This is a genomic window from Pelagibacterium montanilacus (genome assembly GCF_003992665.1).
Classification (GTDB): domain Bacteria; phylum Pseudomonadota; class Alphaproteobacteria; order Rhizobiales; family Devosiaceae; genus Pelagibacterium; species Pelagibacterium montanilacus.
Genome location: NZ_RZMX01000051.1, coordinates 76,366 through 92,532, shown reverse-complemented (window position 1 = coordinate 92,532; position 16,167 = coordinate 76,366). Strand labels below are relative to the sequence as shown.

The 16,167-nt window shown below is 67.5% G+C and carries 16 protein-coding genes; 13 read left to right on the top strand and 3 right to left on the bottom strand.

All coding sequences use genetic code 11. The features are described 5' to 3' along the window. Window positions 1–196 precede the first annotated feature (196 nt). Window positions 197–1,828, bottom strand: coding sequence for an urea ABC transporter permease subunit UrtB (urtB, locus tag EO136_RS13990; protein ID WP_127145014.1), 1,632 nt, complete (start codon window positions 1,826–1,828; stop codon window positions 197–199). A gap of 164 nt (window positions 1,829–1,992) precedes the next feature. Next, window positions 1,993–3,294, bottom strand: coding sequence for an urea ABC transporter substrate-binding protein (urtA, locus tag EO136_RS13985; RefSeq protein ID WP_127145013.1), 1,302 nt, complete (start codon window positions 3,292–3,294; stop codon window positions 1,993–1,995). A 507-nt stretch (window positions 3,295–3,801) separates the two neighbouring features. Here urtA and lnt point away from each other — a divergent pair. From lnt to EO136_RS13935, 10 genes are all read left to right on the top strand, one after another. After that, window positions 3,802–5,394 carry an apolipoprotein N-acyltransferase gene (lnt, locus tag EO136_RS13980; RefSeq protein ID WP_127145012.1) on the top strand — a complete coding sequence of 531 codons (1,593 nt, stop codon included), beginning with the start codon at window positions 3,802–3,804 and terminating at the stop codon, window positions 5,392–5,394. A gap of 138 nt (window positions 5,395–5,532) precedes the next feature. Continuing rightward, window positions 5,533–6,702, top strand: a complete 1,170-nt coding sequence (gene metK, locus EO136_RS13975; protein WP_127145011.1) for a methionine adenosyltransferase — start codon at window positions 5,533–5,535, stop codon at window positions 6,700–6,702. Between the two features lie 513 nt (window positions 6,703–7,215). Beyond that, window positions 7,216–7,965, top strand: a complete 750-nt coding sequence (locus EO136_RS13970; RefSeq protein WP_127145010.1) for an AzlC family ABC transporter permease — start codon at window positions 7,216–7,218, stop codon at window positions 7,963–7,965. After that, complete coding sequence (locus tag EO136_RS13965; protein WP_127145009.1) at window positions 7,962–8,288, top strand: AzlD domain-containing protein; 327 nt, start codon at window positions 7,962–7,964, stop codon at window positions 8,286–8,288. Before EO136_RS13970 ends, EO136_RS13965 begins: the two co-directional genes overlap by 4 nt. A gap of 349 nt (window positions 8,289–8,637) precedes the next feature. Beyond that, the gene (locus EO136_RS13960) at window positions 8,638–9,012 is read left to right on the top strand and encodes an MliC family protein (protein WP_164730610.1); all 375 of its coding nucleotides are present in this window, start codon (window positions 8,638–8,640) and stop codon (window positions 9,010–9,012) included. An 85-nt stretch (window positions 9,013–9,097) separates the two neighbouring features. Beyond that, window positions 9,098–9,580 carry an urease accessory protein UreE gene (locus tag EO136_RS13955; protein WP_127145007.1) on the top strand — a complete coding sequence of 161 codons (483 nt, stop codon included), beginning with the start codon at window positions 9,098–9,100 and terminating at the stop codon, window positions 9,578–9,580. After that, window positions 9,558–10,268, top strand: a complete 711-nt coding sequence (locus EO136_RS13950; RefSeq protein ID WP_127145006.1) for an urease accessory protein UreF — start codon at window positions 9,558–9,560, stop codon at window positions 10,266–10,268. Before EO136_RS13955 ends, EO136_RS13950 begins: the two co-directional genes overlap by 23 nt. Then, window positions 10,265–10,912, top strand: coding sequence for an urease accessory protein UreG (gene ureG, locus EO136_RS13945; RefSeq protein WP_127145005.1), 648 nt, complete (start codon window positions 10,265–10,267; stop codon window positions 10,910–10,912). The genes EO136_RS13950 and ureG overlap by 4 nt, the downstream gene beginning before the upstream one ends. A gap of 35 nt (window positions 10,913–10,947) precedes the next feature. After that, window positions 10,948–11,448 (top strand): MmcB family DNA repair protein, encoded by a 501-nt coding sequence (locus tag EO136_RS13940; RefSeq protein WP_127145004.1) that lies wholly within the window; start codon window positions 10,948–10,950, stop codon window positions 11,446–11,448. 210 nt (window positions 11,449–11,658) lie between these two features. Beyond that, window positions 11,659–11,976, top strand: coding sequence for a hypothetical protein (locus EO136_RS13935; RefSeq protein ID WP_127145003.1), 318 nt, complete (start codon window positions 11,659–11,661; stop codon window positions 11,974–11,976). Window positions 11,977–11,994: 18 nt separating this feature from the next. On the opposite strand, the gene EO136_RS13930 is transcribed toward EO136_RS13935, so the two are convergent. After that, window positions 11,995–12,630 carry a helix-turn-helix domain-containing protein gene (locus EO136_RS13930; protein ID WP_127145002.1) on the bottom strand — a complete coding sequence of 212 codons (636 nt, stop codon included), beginning with the start codon at window positions 12,628–12,630 and terminating at the stop codon, window positions 11,995–11,997. 128 nt (window positions 12,631–12,758) lie between these two features. Here EO136_RS13930 and EO136_RS13925 point away from each other — a divergent pair, with 128 nt between their 5' ends. From EO136_RS13925 to EO136_RS13915, 3 genes are all read left to right on the top strand, one after another. Next, window positions 12,759–13,961, top strand: coding sequence for a hypothetical protein (locus EO136_RS13925; RefSeq protein WP_127145001.1), 1,203 nt, complete (start codon window positions 12,759–12,761; stop codon window positions 13,959–13,961). Window positions 13,962–14,024: 63 nt separating this feature from the next. Then, a complete protein-coding gene (locus EO136_RS13920; RefSeq protein ID WP_127145000.1) occupies window positions 14,025–14,918 on the top strand; it encodes a ribokinase in 894 nt (297 codons plus the stop codon). A gap of 5 nt (window positions 14,919–14,923) precedes the next feature. After that, window positions 14,924–16,129 (top strand): class I SAM-dependent RNA methyltransferase, encoded by a 1,206-nt coding sequence (locus tag EO136_RS13915; protein WP_127144999.1) that lies wholly within the window; start codon window positions 14,924–14,926, stop codon window positions 16,127–16,129. The last annotated feature ends 38 nt before the right edge of the window (window positions 16,130–16,167 follow it).

Sequence of the window (16,167 nt, the reverse complement as noted above, 5' to 3'; positions counted from 1 at the left end):
GAGGACCTCCAGATGCCGAAGCCTGCGATTGGGGCGCTCAGCACCCCCTGGGGCGGAGCGGGGGGCGCGGGTCGGGCAGGCGTGCTCTCGTGCGCCGCGCAAACCCCGGCGTCGCCGGACGCCTCGCGCCCGGACTGGTCCCGCCGGCCTGCCTGTAGCAGGCCGATGGGCGCCGTGATGACCTCGAACCGCGCCATCATTGTTCCACCGCCCGGCCCTTGAGGGCAAAGAGCCCGCGCGGGCGGCGCTGGATGAAGAGGATGATGAAGACCAGGATCAGGATCTTGGCGAGCACCGCCCCCGAATAGGGTTCGAGGAACTTGTTGACCACGCCCAGCGTCATGGCGCCGACCAGCGTGCCCCAGAGGTTCCCCACCCCGCCGAACACCACCACCATGAAGCTGTCGATGATGTAGCCCTGGCCCAGATTGGGCGAGACGTTGTCGATCTGGGAGAGCGCCACCCCCGCGAGCCCGGCAACCCCCGAGCCCAGCCCGAAGGTCATGGCGTCCACCCATGGCGTCCTGATGCCCATCGAGGAGGCCATGCGCCGGTTCTGGGTCACTGCCCGCATCTGGAGTCCCAGAGGCGTCTTGTTGAGCACCAGCCAGAGGAGCGCAAAGACCACCATGGCAAAGACCACGATCCACAGCCGGCTCCAGGTGATCGAGAGCCCGAAAACCTCGAAGGCTCCGGTCATGAACGAGGGGTTGCCCACGTCCCGGTTGGTCGCCCCGAAGATCGTGCGCACCGCCTGCTGGATGATGAGCGAAAGCCCCCATGTGGCCAGCAGCGTCTCGAGCGGGCGCCCGTAGAGCCAGCGGATGATCCCGCGCTCGATCGCCACCCCAACCAGCCCGGTCACGAGGAACGCCAGCGGCACCGCGATCGCGAGCGAATAGTCGAACAGCCCGGGATAGGAGACGCGGATGATCTCCTGGACCATGAAGGTCACATAGGCCCCGATCATCACCATCTCGCCATGGGCCATGTTGATCACCCCCATCACCCCGAAGGTGATGGCCAGCCCGATCGCCGCTAAAAGCAGCACCGAGCCCAGCGAAAGCCCGTACCAGACGTTCTGGGCCACCCCCTGCAGCGCCAGGGACTGGTTGATCGCGGCGATCCCCGCTTCGATGTTGGCGCGCTCGGCTTCCGAGGCGTTCGCGAGGTTGGCGTTGAGAATGGCCAGGGCCTGACGGTCGCCGCGCTCGGCGATCACCGCCACTGCGGCGGCAAAATCCTCTACCGAGATGTCGGAGCGCAGCAGCGCGGCGGCCCGCGCCTGTTCCATCACCCGCCGCACGCCCGCGTCGGTTTCCTGGGCCAGCGCCTCCTCGAGCAGCGCGATATTGTCCGGCTCGGCGGTGGAAAACATCTCTCGGGCCGCGCTCATGCGCGTGTCCGGGTTCTCGCTCATCAGCGTCAGCCCGCCGATGGCGGCGCTGATGTCGCGGCGCAGGGAATTATTGATGCGGATCAGGTCGAGCGCGTCGGCATCGACCGCCTCGGTGGTCTCGCCGGTCGCCGCATCCAGGATCGGCCCGCGGCCCTCCCGGATATAGATGCCGCCATCCTCGGTTTCATAAAGATTGCCCTCGCCCAGTGCGTTCAGGATGGGCACGGCCCGCTCGTCTCCCGATGCGGCCAGCGCCTCGACGGCCGCGGCAAGCTCGCGCAGGCTGGCGCCCGGCATCTGGGAAAGGATCGTCGCCGTCGTGTCCTGGGCCCGCGCCGTCCCCGGCAGGGCGAGCAGCAGGGCCAGCAGGAGGCCTCCAAAAAGGGCGCGGATCGAAACGGCACGGGCCGGACGCGCAAAAACTGTCATTTTCCACCCCTATCGAGCGCTTCGGGAAAAACGGACCAATCGTCGGGTCCCCAGGCGCGAGAAATCAAAGACTTGCATGTCCCGATCCGGATCCCTCGCGCCGGGCGTTCGGGACCGGAAAGAGGGGCGGGCGGGCCGCCCCTCTCCAGTTCAGGTTCGAGCGCTCAGAGCTCGGAGCCGCCACAGGTCTCGCTGACCGTGTTGTAGTTCCCGCAGTTGATCGGATCGGTCCAGTCGGACACGAGGTCCATCGAGCCTGGCAGGAAGTCCGACCATGCGTCACCCTCGACGAGGTCCTCGGTCTCCCACACGACGAAGAACTGGCCGTCGTCCTGGATTTCACCGATCAGCACCGGCTTGGTGATGTGGTGGTTGGGGAGCATCACGGCGGTGCCGCCGGTCAGGTTCGGCACTTCCACGCCCACGATGGAGTCGATCACCGCGTCCGCATCGGTGGTGCCGGCCGCTTCGACCGCCTCGACCCACATGTTGAAGCCGATGTAATGGGCCTCCATGGGATCGTTGGTCACGCGCTCTTCGTCACCGATAAACGCGTGCCAGGCTTCGATGAATTCCGCGTTCTCGGGCGTGTCCACGCTCATGAAGTAGTTCCAGGCCGCCAGATGGCCCACGAGCGGTGCGGTATCGAAGCCCGAAAGCTCTTCCTCGCCCACCGAGAAGGCGACGACGGGAATGTCGGCCGCGTCCACGCCCTGGTTGGCCAGTTCGCGATAGAACGGCACGTTGGCGTCGCCGTTGATGGTCGAAACCACGGCAGTCTTGGTGCCTTCGGACCCGAACGCCACGATGTCCGACACGATCGTCTGCCAGTCCGAATGGCCGAACGGGGTGTAGTTGATCATGATGTCTTCTTCGGCCACGCCCGCATCGCGCAGATACTGCTCGAGGATCAGGTTGGTGGTCTGGGGATAGACGTAGTCGGTGCCAGCGAGCACCCAGCGTTCGACGCCTTCTTCGTTCATCAGGTAGTCGACGGCGGGGATGGCCTGCTGGTTGGGCGCGGCACCGGTATAAAAGACGTTGCGCTGGCTTTCCTCGCCCTCGTACTGGACCGGGTAGAACAAGAGCGAATTGAGCTCTTCGAACACCGGCAGCACGGACTTGCGGCACACCGAGGTCCAGCAGCCAAAGACCACGTCGACCTCGTCCTGCTCGATCATGCGGCGGGCCAGTTCGGCGGCCAGCGGCCAGTCCGAGGCGATGTCCACGACCACCGGCTCGAGCGGGCGGCCAAGGACGCCGCCGGCCTCGTTCTGCTGCTCGATCAGCATTTCCATGACGTCCTTGAGCGTCGTTTCGGAAATGGCCATCGTGCCCGAAAGCGAATGAAGGATACCGACCTTGATGGGATCGCCCTCCTGGGCGAAGGCCGGCGCGCCGGCGAGCGAAAGCCCCATCGCCCCGGCCATCAGAACGCCCCGTGTAAGTTTGGTCCAGTCTGTCATTTTGTCCTCCGACAGTTGCTGTTTGCACCACTGGAAGGAGTCGCAAGAAGCGTGCCACGCCCCCCGGGCTCCCGCGACGGCCAGAGCTTAACAAACTGTAAATCCACCGCTTTCAGCCCCCGAGGGCCGGGCTCATGGCGCGCCCGGCATGGGCCCGCTCGCCCCGGCGCCGGGCGCGGCGCCTTGAACCTGCCTGCTTTTGCCCAAAATTTACCCACACTTCCCCCCGCGCCTCTGGTGCGTGCACATTTATCGTGCATGTCCCTCATGACAGCGTGTCGGGTGTCCCCTATGATCGGGGGGCCGGATGTCCTCCGGCAGAGGTTGTTTGCACCACAATCTCGGCCCCGTGCCCTTGCAAAGGGGTGCGGGGCTCCCGGCCTCCGCCGGGGACTGCCGCGCGGGGCCGGTCAATTGACGCCGCGCGCGATTTGGCTTCAGGCTCCCCGATGACGATTCGCAAGCTCGCGCGCCGCCCGCCGGCTGCGCCCAGCCCGGGGGTGAGAGGTGAACGCACTGGCCGATTTCGCCATTCTCGCCCATGGCTGGCGCCGGGCCGTGATGCTCGGTCTCGCCGGCACTCTGGCCGGGTTATCCGCGGCGCCCTTCTTTTTGCTCCCCGCCCTTTTCATCGGATTTCCGGTGCTGGTCTGGGCGCTCGATGGCGCCGAACCGGGGGCCGGACGGCTCGGGCGCGTCCTGCCGCCCGCCTTTGGCATCGGGTTCTGGTTCGCGCTCGGGTATTTCGCGGTTTCCCTGCACTGGATCGGCGCCGCGTTTTTCGTCGATGGCGGCGTCCAGCTTGCCGCCATGCCGTTCGCCATCCTGGCCCTGGCCGCAGTCCTTGCGCTCTTCTGGGGCGCGGGCACCGCGCTTGCCCACCTGCTCTGGTCCCATGGCGCGGCGCGCATCCTCGCGCTCGCCGGCGCGCTCTCGATCGCCGAGTTCGCCCGGGGCCACCTCTTCACCGGCCTGCCGTTCAACCTCGTGGGTTACGCGCTCACCGCCAATCTCGAGATGATGCAGGCTGCCAGTCTTGTGGGCGTTTATGGGCTCACCCTCGTCGCGCTGGTCCTTGCCGGGCTCCCCGCGCTGGTCTGGCCCGCCGCGGACCGGACTCTGGTGGCCCGGCTCGTGCCGGTCTTTGTCGGCATTGGTGCCATCACGCTCCAGCTCGGCTGGGGCTATGGGCGGCTCACCGCGATCCCCCTCGCCGCGCGCGAGGACATGCTGGTCCGGATCGTCCAGCCCGCCATCCCCCAGGACCTCAAATGGCAGACCGAGGCGCGCGCCGAGACCGTCACGCGCCTTCTCGACCTCTCGGCCATGCGCACCGGTCCCGAGGACCGCGGGCTCGAGGACATCACCCATCTGATCTGGCCCGAAGCGGCGCTCCCGTTCTTTATCTCCGACGAGCCCGAGCTCTTCGCCCAGATCGCCCGGGCGCTGCCGGACGACCTCCTGCTTCTGGCTGGCGTGCCGCGCACCGCCGGCCCTGCCGACGGCACGACGCGGCCCTTCAATTCAATCTTCGCCATCGCGCCCACCGGCGAGGTGATCTCGAGCTACGACAAGACCCATCTGGTGCCCTTCGGGGAATATCTCCCCTTCCAGGACCAGCTCGAGACCTTGGGGTTTTCCCAGTTCGTCCACGGCGCCGATGGCTGGGCGCCGGGCACCGCGCGCCGGCTCATGGAGCTTCCCGGCACGCCCGCCTTCCTGCCGCTCGTCTGCTACGAGGCGATCTATCCGGGCGGGCTGGGCGCCCCGGTGCGCGAGGCCCAGTTCATCCTCGTGGCCACAAACGACGCCTGGTTCGACGGCTCGATCGGGCTCCCCCAGCATTTCCACCACCATCGGATGCGCGCGCTCGAGGAGGGCATTCCGCTGGTGCGCGCCGCCAATTCCGGGATTTCCGGCGTCATCGATCCGCTCGGCCGGATCACCCAATCGCTCGGGCCCGGCGCGGTCGGGGCCATCGACGCCACCATTCCCCAGCGTCTCGAGGAGACGGTCTTTGCCCGGCTCGGCCATCTGCCCTTCGCCCTCGGGATCGCGCTGGTGCTCCTTGCCGGGCTCGCCGGTCGCCTCCGCCGGTGATCGCGATCATATAAAGATCGCTTTATATCCCCTCTTGCATTTGTCGGTCCGGACTGCCACAAGCGGGTCTGAAAGTGCGTGGGGTCGGCCCACGCACGCGCAATAAGCGTGCGCCCTCGCCAGCACATGAGGTTTAACGTGGCCAGCTCGAGCTATCTCTTCACCTCGGAATCGGTTTCCGAAGGTCATCCCGACAAGATCTGCGATCAGGTGTCCGACGCCATCGTCGATGCGTTTTTCGCCGAGGACCCCTATTCGCGCGTGGCGGTGGAAACCCTCGCCACCACCAACCGGCTGGTGCTCGCCGGCGAGGTCCGTGGCCCCGCTTCGATCGATGCGCACGCCATGGAAGCGCTCGCCCGCGGCGTGGTCAAGAAGATCGGCTACCAGCAGCCCGGCTTTCACTGGCAGACCTTCGATTTCTCCTGCTACGTGCACGAGCAGTCCGCCCACATCGCCCAGGGCGTTGACGCGGCCGGAAACAAGGACGAGGGCGCCGGCGACCAGGGGATCATGTTCGGCTTTGCGGTCGACGAGACCCCCCAGCTGATGCCCGCGCCGATCCTTTACGCCCACACGATTCTCAAATCCATGTCCGACGCCCGCCATTCCGGCACGGTGGAGGGCCTTGGCCCGGACGCCAAGAGCCAGGTCACCCTGCGCTACGAGAACGGCCGCCCGGTGGGCGCCACCTCGATCGTGGTCTCCACCCAGCACGACGAGGACATCTCCCAGGAGCGCGTGCGCGAGATCGTGCGGCCTTTCGTCGAAGCCACGCTCCCCGAGGGCTGGATGCCGCCCGAGGACGAGTTCTACGTCAACCCCACCGGCGCCTTCGTCATCGGCGGGCCGGACGGGGATGCCGGGCTCACCGGCCGCAAGATCATCGTGGACACCTATGGCGGCGCCGCCCCCCATGGCGGGGGCGCGTTTTCGGGCAAGGATCCCACCAAGGTGGACCGCTCGGCCGCCTATGCGGCGCGCTACCTTGCCAAGAACATCGTCGCGGCCGGGCTGGCGCGCAAATGCGTCATCCAGCTCTCCTATGCCATCGGCGTCTCCAAGCCGCTCTCGATCTATGTGGACACCTACGGCACCGGCACCATCGAGGATGACCGGTTCGAACCCGTGCTCCAGAAGGTCATGAATCTGAGCCCCCGCGGCATCCGCGAGCATCTGGGGCTCAACCGCCCCATCTACGAGCGCACCGCCGCCTACGGCCATTTCGGCCGCGAACCGGACGCCGACGGCGGCTTCTCCTGGGAACGCACCGACCTCGCCGAGGCTCTCCGCGCCGAACTCACCTGATCCCGGTCCGACGAAGGTCATGAGCGCTATGCTCGAGTGGTACACGGGGCGAGGGGACATGGGAGCCACTCCACCCTCGCTGTCCCGGGCCTGACCCGGGACCCATCAGCCCCACCACCCGCACCAGTGCCTGCTGTAACGCACGTGGACTCCGGCTCGAAGGCCGGGGCGGCGATGGTGATGCTGCGGCTCTCAGCCCGACCCAACCGTCCCCGCCCGGCCGGGGCATAGCCATCGCTGGTACACGAGACGTGTCGCTGAAGGCCACCATCTTCGCCCCAAGCGCTGAGCTTCAGTGGAGCCATGGAAGCAATCCGCGAACGGCAGCAGAAATGTCTACCGCTCTGCCCCACGAGCCCCCCTCTCCCCTTGAGGGAGAGGGGCCGGGGGTGAGGGGTCATCAGCGCTTCCATACCCCCTCTGGCATGTTAGCCCTTTCGCTCGTCCGCAAGGCGCACTAGAGAAGGGCGCAAACGATGGAACCCGCCGTTCAAGTCCTTGTCCCCGGTCCCCATGCCCCGCCCGTCTTCCGCCCCACCCGCCAGCTTTCGCCACGGCGCCCGCACCAGCCTTCCCATCACGCTGGGCTATTTCCCCGTCGGCATCTCGTTCGGCATCGCGGCCAGCCGGGCCGGGCTTTCGGTCTTTGAGGCCACCTTCGTCTCGATGGCCATCTATGCGGGCGCCAGCCAGTTCCTGGCCCTCACGCTTCTGACCGGCGGCGCGCCGGTGATCGTATCCGCGCTTTCGGTTCTCGCCATGAATCTGCGCCACGTGCTCTACGGCCCCGCAATCATGGAAAAGGCCGGCCCGGGCGCCCCCATCCGCTATTCCTGGGCCTGGGCGGGCTGGCTCTCCGATGGCGGGTTCGGGGCCGCCTATGTGGGGCTGCAACGGCCCGGCGCCCGGTTTTCCGAGCGCTGGATGTTCGGGATCGGCATGGGTCCCTATCTCGCCTGGTGCTCGGGCACCGCGGTCGGGGCGCTGGTGGGCACGGGCCCCATCGAAGCCTGGCCCGCGGTCGATGCGGCGCTGGGGTTCCTGATGCCGGCGCTGTTCCTGGCCATGCTCTTGTCGGTCCTCTCCCGGGTGCACCTGCCGGCGATCGCCGCGGGGCTGCTGGTTTCGCTTGCCGGCACGCTCACGGTCTCGGCCACCTTCGGCATCGTCATGGGCATGGTTGCGGGCGCGCTTGTAGGCGTCGCCGGCTGGGGGCAGGGCAGGGACACCGATCGCTTCGATCTCGATGGAGGGGTGCATTGAACACCGACCTGCTCATTCTTGTGGCAATCGTCGGGCTGGGCACCTGGGCCATGCGGGCGCTGCCCTTGCGTCTGCCGTTCTTTTCGGGCCGCCCGGGCGGCGCCATGAGCCGGTTTCTCGCCGCCACCGGCCCCGCCGCTCTCGCCGCGCTCACCGCCGCCTCCTTCCTGCCGCTCGCCACCCCGGATGTCGCGGTGCTCGGGCCCACCCTCGTGGGCTCGGCCGCCGTGGTGGGCGGGCATTTTGCCACCCGCGACATGGCCGCCGCCGCCCTTGTTGGCGCAGTCGCCTACGGCATCACTGTCTGGCTCATCGGCGTCTAGCCTCGATCCCAGCAAAAGCGGCTTCCACTTTCGCGGTCTGGACGCGCGACCCGGTGGAAAGGGAGTGCCGTTCGAGCGATTCAGCGAATCGCGAAAATGCTTCGGAGCGTTCCCAGCAAAAGCGGGTTCCGCTTTTGCGGTTCGGGAGCGCGACCCGATGAGAATAGAGTGCGGTTTGAGCGGTCCAGCGAATCGCGAAAATGCTTCGGAGCGTTCCCAGCAAAAGCGGTGCCCGCTTTTGCGGTTCGGGAGCGCGACCCGATGAGAATAGAGTGCGGTTTGAGCGATTCAGCGAATCGCGAAAATGCACTACACTGATCGGGTCGCAATTCGAACCGGGGCAGGTCCCATGGCATGTCGACATCTCGCTTTCGCGCTCTGCGCCGCCGCGCTGGCTGCCGCTTCCCCGCTCGGGGCCGCCCAGCTCCAGCTCGTCGTCCCGTTCCAGGGCGAGGCCCAGAGCCAGATCACCGAGTATGAATGCGAGGACAGCGAAGAGACCTTCTCGGTCACCTATATCAACGCCCACCCCGATTTCCTCGCCATCGTTCCGGTCGAGGACCAGCCCCGCATCTTCGTGGCGGTCATCGCCGCCTCGGGCGTGCGCTATGTCTCGGGCGAGTATGAGTGGTGGACCCAGGGCAATGACGCCACCCTCGCCGATGTGCGCGCCGGCGAGGATGCCAAGCCCCTCACCTGTCACGCCATGCTCGATATCCCCTAGGCCGCGTCTGGCGCGGAACTTGCATCCTGATGGCCAACCGCACTCACCTTGCCTGCCGGCCGGCACCCGAAAGGACGATTTCCCCATGCGCGCAACCGATCACGACCACAAGGGCCATGGCCGTGGCGCTCCCCTTGGCCGCGTCACCCTCGCCCATGACGAGCGCACCTTGCGCCGCAAGCTCCTCACCCTCGAGGACGGAACCGATGTGTTGGTGGATCTTCCCCAGACCGTCAAGCTCGAGGATGGCGATGTGCTGGTTCTTGAGGATGGCCGCCATGTGGACGTCGCCGCCGCTCCCGAAGCGCTGCTCGAGATCAGGGCGCGCGATACCGAGCATCTGATGGCGCTGTGCTGGCATCTGGGCAATCGCCATCTGCCCTGCCAGATCGATTATGCCGGCGCGCGCCTGCTGATCGGGCGCGACCACGTCATCGCCGCCATGCTCGAAGGGCTGGGCGCCACGCTCGCTGAAATCGAAGCCCCGTTCTCGCCCCTGCGCGGCGCCTATCACGAGGCCGGCGGCCACGGCCACCATCACGACCATGGGCACGACCATCACCATTGAGCCAGGCCAGAACGGCACGCGCCGTCTCGTGCGGCTGCTCTCCTGGCTTTCGCCCGCCTTCCCCATCGGGGGGTTCGCCTACAGCCAGGGGCTCGAGACGGCCATCGCCACCGGCACCGTCACCGACCGGGCGAGCCTTGTCGCCTGGATCGAGGGGCAAATGGCCAGCGGCGGGCTCCATACCGATGCCTCTTTCGTGGGCATCAGCCTGCGCGCGGCACAGGCACACGATATCGCGACGCTGGCCGAAGCCAACGCCCTGGCGCTCGCCCTCCAGCCCAGTGCCGAGCGCGACAAGGAAACCCGCGAGCAGGCCCGCTCCTTTGTCACCTCGGCTGCCGCCTGGCCGCTCGATCTGGGCGAGGACATCGCCCGCCTGCTGGAGGGCGACATGGCGCTGCCCGTCGCCTTCGGCACGCTGGCGGGGTCAAGCGCCATTGCAGGCATCGATGCGGTGGCGGGCTATCTCAACGCGTATGCCGGCCAGCAGATCGCGGTCGCCCTGCGGCTCGTTCCGCTGGGCCAGACCGAGGGGCTGGCCGCTCTGGCCGGGCTCGAGCCCGGCATCTGCGCTCTGGCGGACACCGCCGCCGCCGCGCGGCTCGAAACCATCGGCGCCATCGGCTATGGTACGGACATCGCCGCCATGCGCCACGAGGATCTGGGAACAAGGATATTCCGCTCATGAGCAATTCCAACGGACCCCTGCGGGTCGGCATCGGCGGCCCGGTCGGATCGGGCAAGACCACGCTGACCGAGAAGCTCTGCAAGGCCATGCGTGAAGAGTTTTCGGTCGGGGTCGTCACCAACGACATCTACACCCGCGAAGACGCCATGATGCTCGCCCGCCTGCAGGCCCTGCCCGAGGAGCGTATCATCGGTGTGGAAACCGGCGGGTGCCCCCACACCGCCATCCGCGAGGACGCCTCGATCAATCTGCGCGCCATCGCCGAACTCAACGCCCGCGTGCCCGGGCTCGACATCGTCTTCATCGAAAGCGGCGGCGACAATCTGGCCGCGACCTTCTCGCCCGATCTGGCCGATCTGACGCTCTATGTGATCTCGGTGTGCCAGGGCGAGGAAATCCCGCGCAAGGGCGGGCCGGGCATCACCCGCTCGGACCTTCTGGTCATCAACAAGGCCGATCTCGCCCCTTATGTCGAGGTCGATCTTGATGTCATGGACGCCGACGCCGGGCGCATGCGCGCGGGCAAGACCCATGTCTTTACCGATCTCAAGCGCGGCAAGGGGGTGGACGAGATTGTCCGGTTCCTTGTCCGCCATGGCGGGCTGGTTCGCGAGAGCGCGACCGAGCTGGCCTCCACGATTTGATTCACCCCCGGGCCTATCGGCGTTAGACTGGCCCCATGAGCGATTCCGACTTCACCGATTCCGGTGCTGGCCCGGCGGCCTCCGGGGGCCCTTTCCTCGTGGACGGGCGCCAGTCCCCCACGGCCCTGCGCACCCAGCGCGGGGTCATGCGGTTCCTGCGCTCGGTCCACGACATGGCCTGCTTTGTCGAGGTGCCGCTGGTCAATGGCCGGCGCGCCGACGTGATCGCGCTCGGCGCCAAGGGCGAGATATGGATCATCGAGATCAAGTCCAGCCTCGCCGACTATCGCGCCGATTCCAAATGGCCCGCCTATAAGGACTTTTGCGACCGGTTCTTCTTCTGCAAGCCGCCTGAACTCGATTCTGCCGTATTTCCCTCCGCCGAGGGGCTTCTGGTCGCCGACGGCCATTTCGGGGATATCATCCGTCCCGCGCCGCTCGATGCCCTGCCACCCGCGCGCCGCAAGGCGATGCTGCTCAAGCTCGCGCGGCTGGGCGCCGACCGCGTCCACGCCCTGATGGATCCCGCCCCGTAAAGATCGCTCTCCCGATCAAGCGCTGTCAGCGCCGATCAGACGCCGCTTGGCGTCAGATCAGAGCCTATCAACGCCCTGATCGGCCAGAAAACGCGCATATCGCGCATACGCCGCATGAAATCATGGTTAACCATTGCCTAAAATGCGGGCGGCGGTTTGGGTCGGTGTGTCGAAGGGGCGAAGCAGGCAACCCAAACAAGGAGTGAGAACATGAAAATCCTGGCTATCGCATCCGTCATTGGCGCTCTCGCACTCGCCGCAACCCCCGCAAACGCCCAGTTTCTGGGCTCGGGCAAGGGTGGCGGGCTGCTCGGGCTCAGCAACAATCTGCTCAGCCTCCAGACCGGCAACGTCTCGGTCCTCAATGGCGGGATCCTCAACGGAGGCGTTCTGAACGGCTCGAGCATCCTGTCGGGCAACACCAGCGTGAAGGGCGACGGCAACGCCACCGGCTATGGCAACGCCGTCAAGAACCAGTGGGGCGGCGCAATGCACCGCCACTCCGGTTTCAAGAATCGCTGGCGCTAAACCATTGAAAATCCGTCGCTAATAGCTCGGCCGCATGTCCCGATAGTCCCGGCGTGCGGCCGGGTTGCGCGTGTCCTGGGCCCCGATCAGATCGATCCCGGGCACCGCATCGGCCTCTGGATCGGGCGCGAAGTCGAGTTCCCCCAACCCGTAGATCTCGGGCCCCACCCGGTAGAGCGCCAGCCGCACCCGCGCCGCCCAGGGCTTCGCCTCGAAGCTGAAGGGCAGGCAGATCCGGGCGCCCGTCACCTCCGAACTGGCCTCTGCTCCGGCACAAAGCCGCCGCGCAAGAAGGGTCACCGCAGGGTTCTGGTCGGGCTGGAAAACCCAGCCGAACCGGGCCATTGCGCCCCCCGCCTGCCGCAGGCTCCGGCTCGCGGAAAGCGGCTGGAGCCGCGCGTCGAACACCGCCAGCGGTCCGCTCGCCAGGCGCACGGTCTGGATCAGCCCGGCCAGCACCGGCTCGTCCCGCCCCCAGACAAGCGCCCGGATCGCCGCCAGATTGGCCGCCCGCGGCCGGTCCCGCCCGCTCTCCCAGCGCGAGACCTGACTTTGGGAAACCCCCAGCGCCCGGGCAATTCCCGCCTGGTCCAGCCCGGCCCGTATCCGGTAGGTCCGCAAGGCGTCCCCGATCCGATCGCGTTGATCCGCCATCGCTTTTTCCCCCCGGTCATCCGCAAGACTACGACCTGTGCGCGCATCGGCCCGTTCATGGGCTCGGCCGCACCCTAAGGGCCCGATCAGACCAGTTCCGTTTGAACGAAGATTGCAGGAGGCCCTACGTGAACACGCTTAAGCCGCGCCGCCACGGAATGGTTGTGGCCGCTCTGGCGCTTCTCGCCGTACCGACCGCAAACGCCCGGGATTCCGGGCTTCGGCCCGCTTATGGGCTCACGATCGAGACGGGCTGGACCTCCAATATGGAAAAGGCCGTCGGGGGTACGCCCGGCCAGTTTCTCAAGCATACCCATACGCTCGAGATCGAGGCAGCCGCTCAGGGACAAGCGCTGCGCGCAGGGCTCGAAGCCGCCCGTTCCCACCATATCGGGGCCATGGGCCCGGCCGAACACAGTCTCGGGCTCGACATCGCCGCCGAGCGGGCGGTCGGTCCCGGGCTGGTCCTGCGCGGCGCGATCCGCGGCAAGGCCATCGAGGCCGATGAGATCGTCCTTTTCGGGGACGAGCGCGTCCGGCTCTCGGGCCAGCGCTATGAAGGCGCCATCGAAGCCGGGCTCATAGCCGAGCGGGGCGATGGGACGTTTCTGGCCACGCTGGGCTATGAGCAAGCCCTTGAAGGGGAAACCGAAATTTCGCTGCCCGGCGTCCCGCCCCAGCGGCTTGGCGCCAATGTGGGGCTCGCTTCGGCCAATCTCGCCCTGCGCGGCCCGGTCGGGCCCGGCTGGAGCGCGGAGATCGGCACCGCAGGCCAGGCCGCCTTCGTCTCTCGCGCCGATACCTTGGCGTTCGGCCGGATCGGCTCCGCCCAGGCGCGGCTTTGGGCCGGCCTCGACCACGAGAGCGAAACGGGCCGCTTCGCCCTTGATGCCGGGGTCGATGCGGTGCTCCCCTTGCGGCCCGGGCTGGCCCCCTTCGCCGCCCCCTATCTTGAGGCAGAGCTGGGATTTGCCCTGTGGCGCGGGGCGTTCCTGACCGCCCGCGCCGCCGCGATCGCCGATATCTTTGATCCCGCAGACGGGGTTGCCGATCGCGTCTCGAGCGCAGGGCTGTCCTTCACTCAGGGGCTCGCAGACAGCCTTTCGCTCGAAATGGCCCTGGAGGCCGAGCGCACGCAGTCCGCCATCCTCGGCCTTGTTCTCGAGGAGCGCCGCTCCGCCCGGTTCGGGCTCTCCCTCGCCCTTGCCGAGCCCTTGACCCTCACCCTCTCCGCTGCCCGCGAACACGTTTCGGGGCCCGCGGGCGAACACGAGGACAACCAGTTCACCTTCGGGCTGCGCGCCACGCCCGTTGCCGCCAAATTCGATTGAACAGGCGCGCCCACCTCTGGCACAAGGGCTGAGCCCCATCGCTGGAGGAAAAAGGACCCGCCCGTGATCATTGTCTTTGGTTCGATCAATATCGATGTCATCGGCCACGCGCCGCGTCTGATGCGGCCGGGAGAAACGGTGCTGGGGACGACGCTCGAGTTCAGCCCCGGCGGCAAGGGCGCCAATCAGGCGCTTGCGGCCAGCCGCGCGGGCGGCGAGGTGCGTATGGTCGGGTGCGTGGGCGACGACGATTTCGCCAACCGCGCGCTGGCTCTTTTGAGCGAGGCCGAGATCGATCTCTCGGGTGTGCGCCGCATGGACAAGCACACCGGCACCGCGCTCATCGTCGTCGATGATGCCGGTGAAAACATGATCACCGTGCTGCCCGGTGCCAATGCCCGGCTCACCGGCGCGGCCCTCGAGCAGGGCGGCATCGGCGGCGACGACATTCTTCTGCTCCAGCTCGAAGTTCCGCTCCAGTCCTCACTGACCGCCGCGCGCGTGGCGCGCAGGAATGGTGCACGCGTGATGCTGAACCTCGCTCCCTATATGGATTTCCCCCCCGAACTTCTCGAGACCATCACCCATCTGGTGGTCAACGAAACCGAATTGGCGGGCCTGCTTGAGATCATCGATGCGCCTGAGCGCGATCAGGTCGAGGCGGTCAAATGGCTCGCCGAGCGCTATGGGCTGACGGTGATCGCGACGCTGGGCCCCAAGGGCGCGGTGGCCGTATCGGGGGACGAGACGGCGTCGGTCGCCGGGCTCAGGATCACGCCGGTCGACACGGTCGGCGCCGGAGACACCTTCGTGGGGTATTTCGCGACCGGGCTCGCCGAAGGCCTGTCGCTGGCCGACGCCCTGTCCCTGGCCAACACCGCCGCGGCGACGGCCTGTCTCAAGCCCGGTGCCCAGCCCTCGATTCCCGAGCGCGCGGACCTGCCGGCAGCCCGCTGATCGCGATGACCGGACGACCACGCACACTTTCGATCCGCGATCTCGGCGCGCGCGGCGACGGGATCGCCGATATGGACGGGAGCACGGTCTTTGTGCCCGGAACGCTGGCCGGCGAGACGGTCGAGGCCGAGATCGAAGGCCAGCGTGGTGCTCTGGTCTCCGTCATCGATGCAAGTCCCGATCGCATTATGCCCTTCTGCCCCCATTTCGGCCATTGCGGCGGCTGCCAGCTCCAGCACATGGCCCCTGGGGCCTATGGCAGCTGGAAGTGCGGGCTCGCCCGCGATGCGCTGGCGCGCGCCGGTTTGGCCCCCGAGATCGCCGAGCCGATCATCGCCCACGGCATCGGACGCCGCCGGGCCACGCTGCACGCCACCCCGAAAGCCGCCGGCTTCATGGCCCTGCGCAGCCACGAGATCGCTGCGATCGAGCGCTGTCCCATCCTTGTCCCCTCGCTCGCCCGCGCCCCCGAGATCGCACGGGCCGTGGCCGGGGTGGTGGGGCCGTGCGACGTGACGCTGACCGCCAGCGCGCTGGGGCTGGACGTCCTCGTCAAATGCCGCAAGCCGCGCGGCCGGCAGCTGCTTGCCCCGCTCGCCGCCCGGTTCGACCTCGCCCGCCTTTGCCTCAACGGCGAAATCGTGGCCCAGGCGCGCACGCCCCTCGTCGAGATCGACGGTATCCATGTGCCCCTGCCGCCCGGCGCCTTCCTGCAGGCGACCGGGGAAGCGGAAACCATACTTGCCGAACTGGTCCTGGCCCACGCGGCTGGGGCCCGGAACGTCGCTGACCTGTTTTGCGGCATCGGCCCCTTCGCGCTGCGGCTGGCGCGCCAGTCCCGCGTCTTCGCCGCCGATACCGACGCCCCGGCCATCGCCGCGCTTCTCGAGGGTTATCGCCTGTCCTCCGGGCTCAAGCCGGTCACAGCCGTCCGGCGTGATCTGTTTCGCGAGCCCCTGACCGTGCCCGAGCTCGACGCCTACGATGCGGTGGTCCTCGATCCGCCCCGGGCCGGAGCCCGGCCTCAGGTCGAACAGCTTGCGGCCTCCAGGGTGCGCCGCGTGATTTCGGTTTCCTGCGATCCCAACAGTTTCGCGCGGGATGCGGCGATATTGGTCGCCGCAGGGTTTGCTATGGGCAGTGTGAAGCCGGTCGACCAGTTCGCGCACTCGTCTCACCTTGAACTCGTAGCTCTCTTCACGCGGAAGTGAAGATTGGGCATCGCGCGCCATGCTGGTGCCCGAATGTC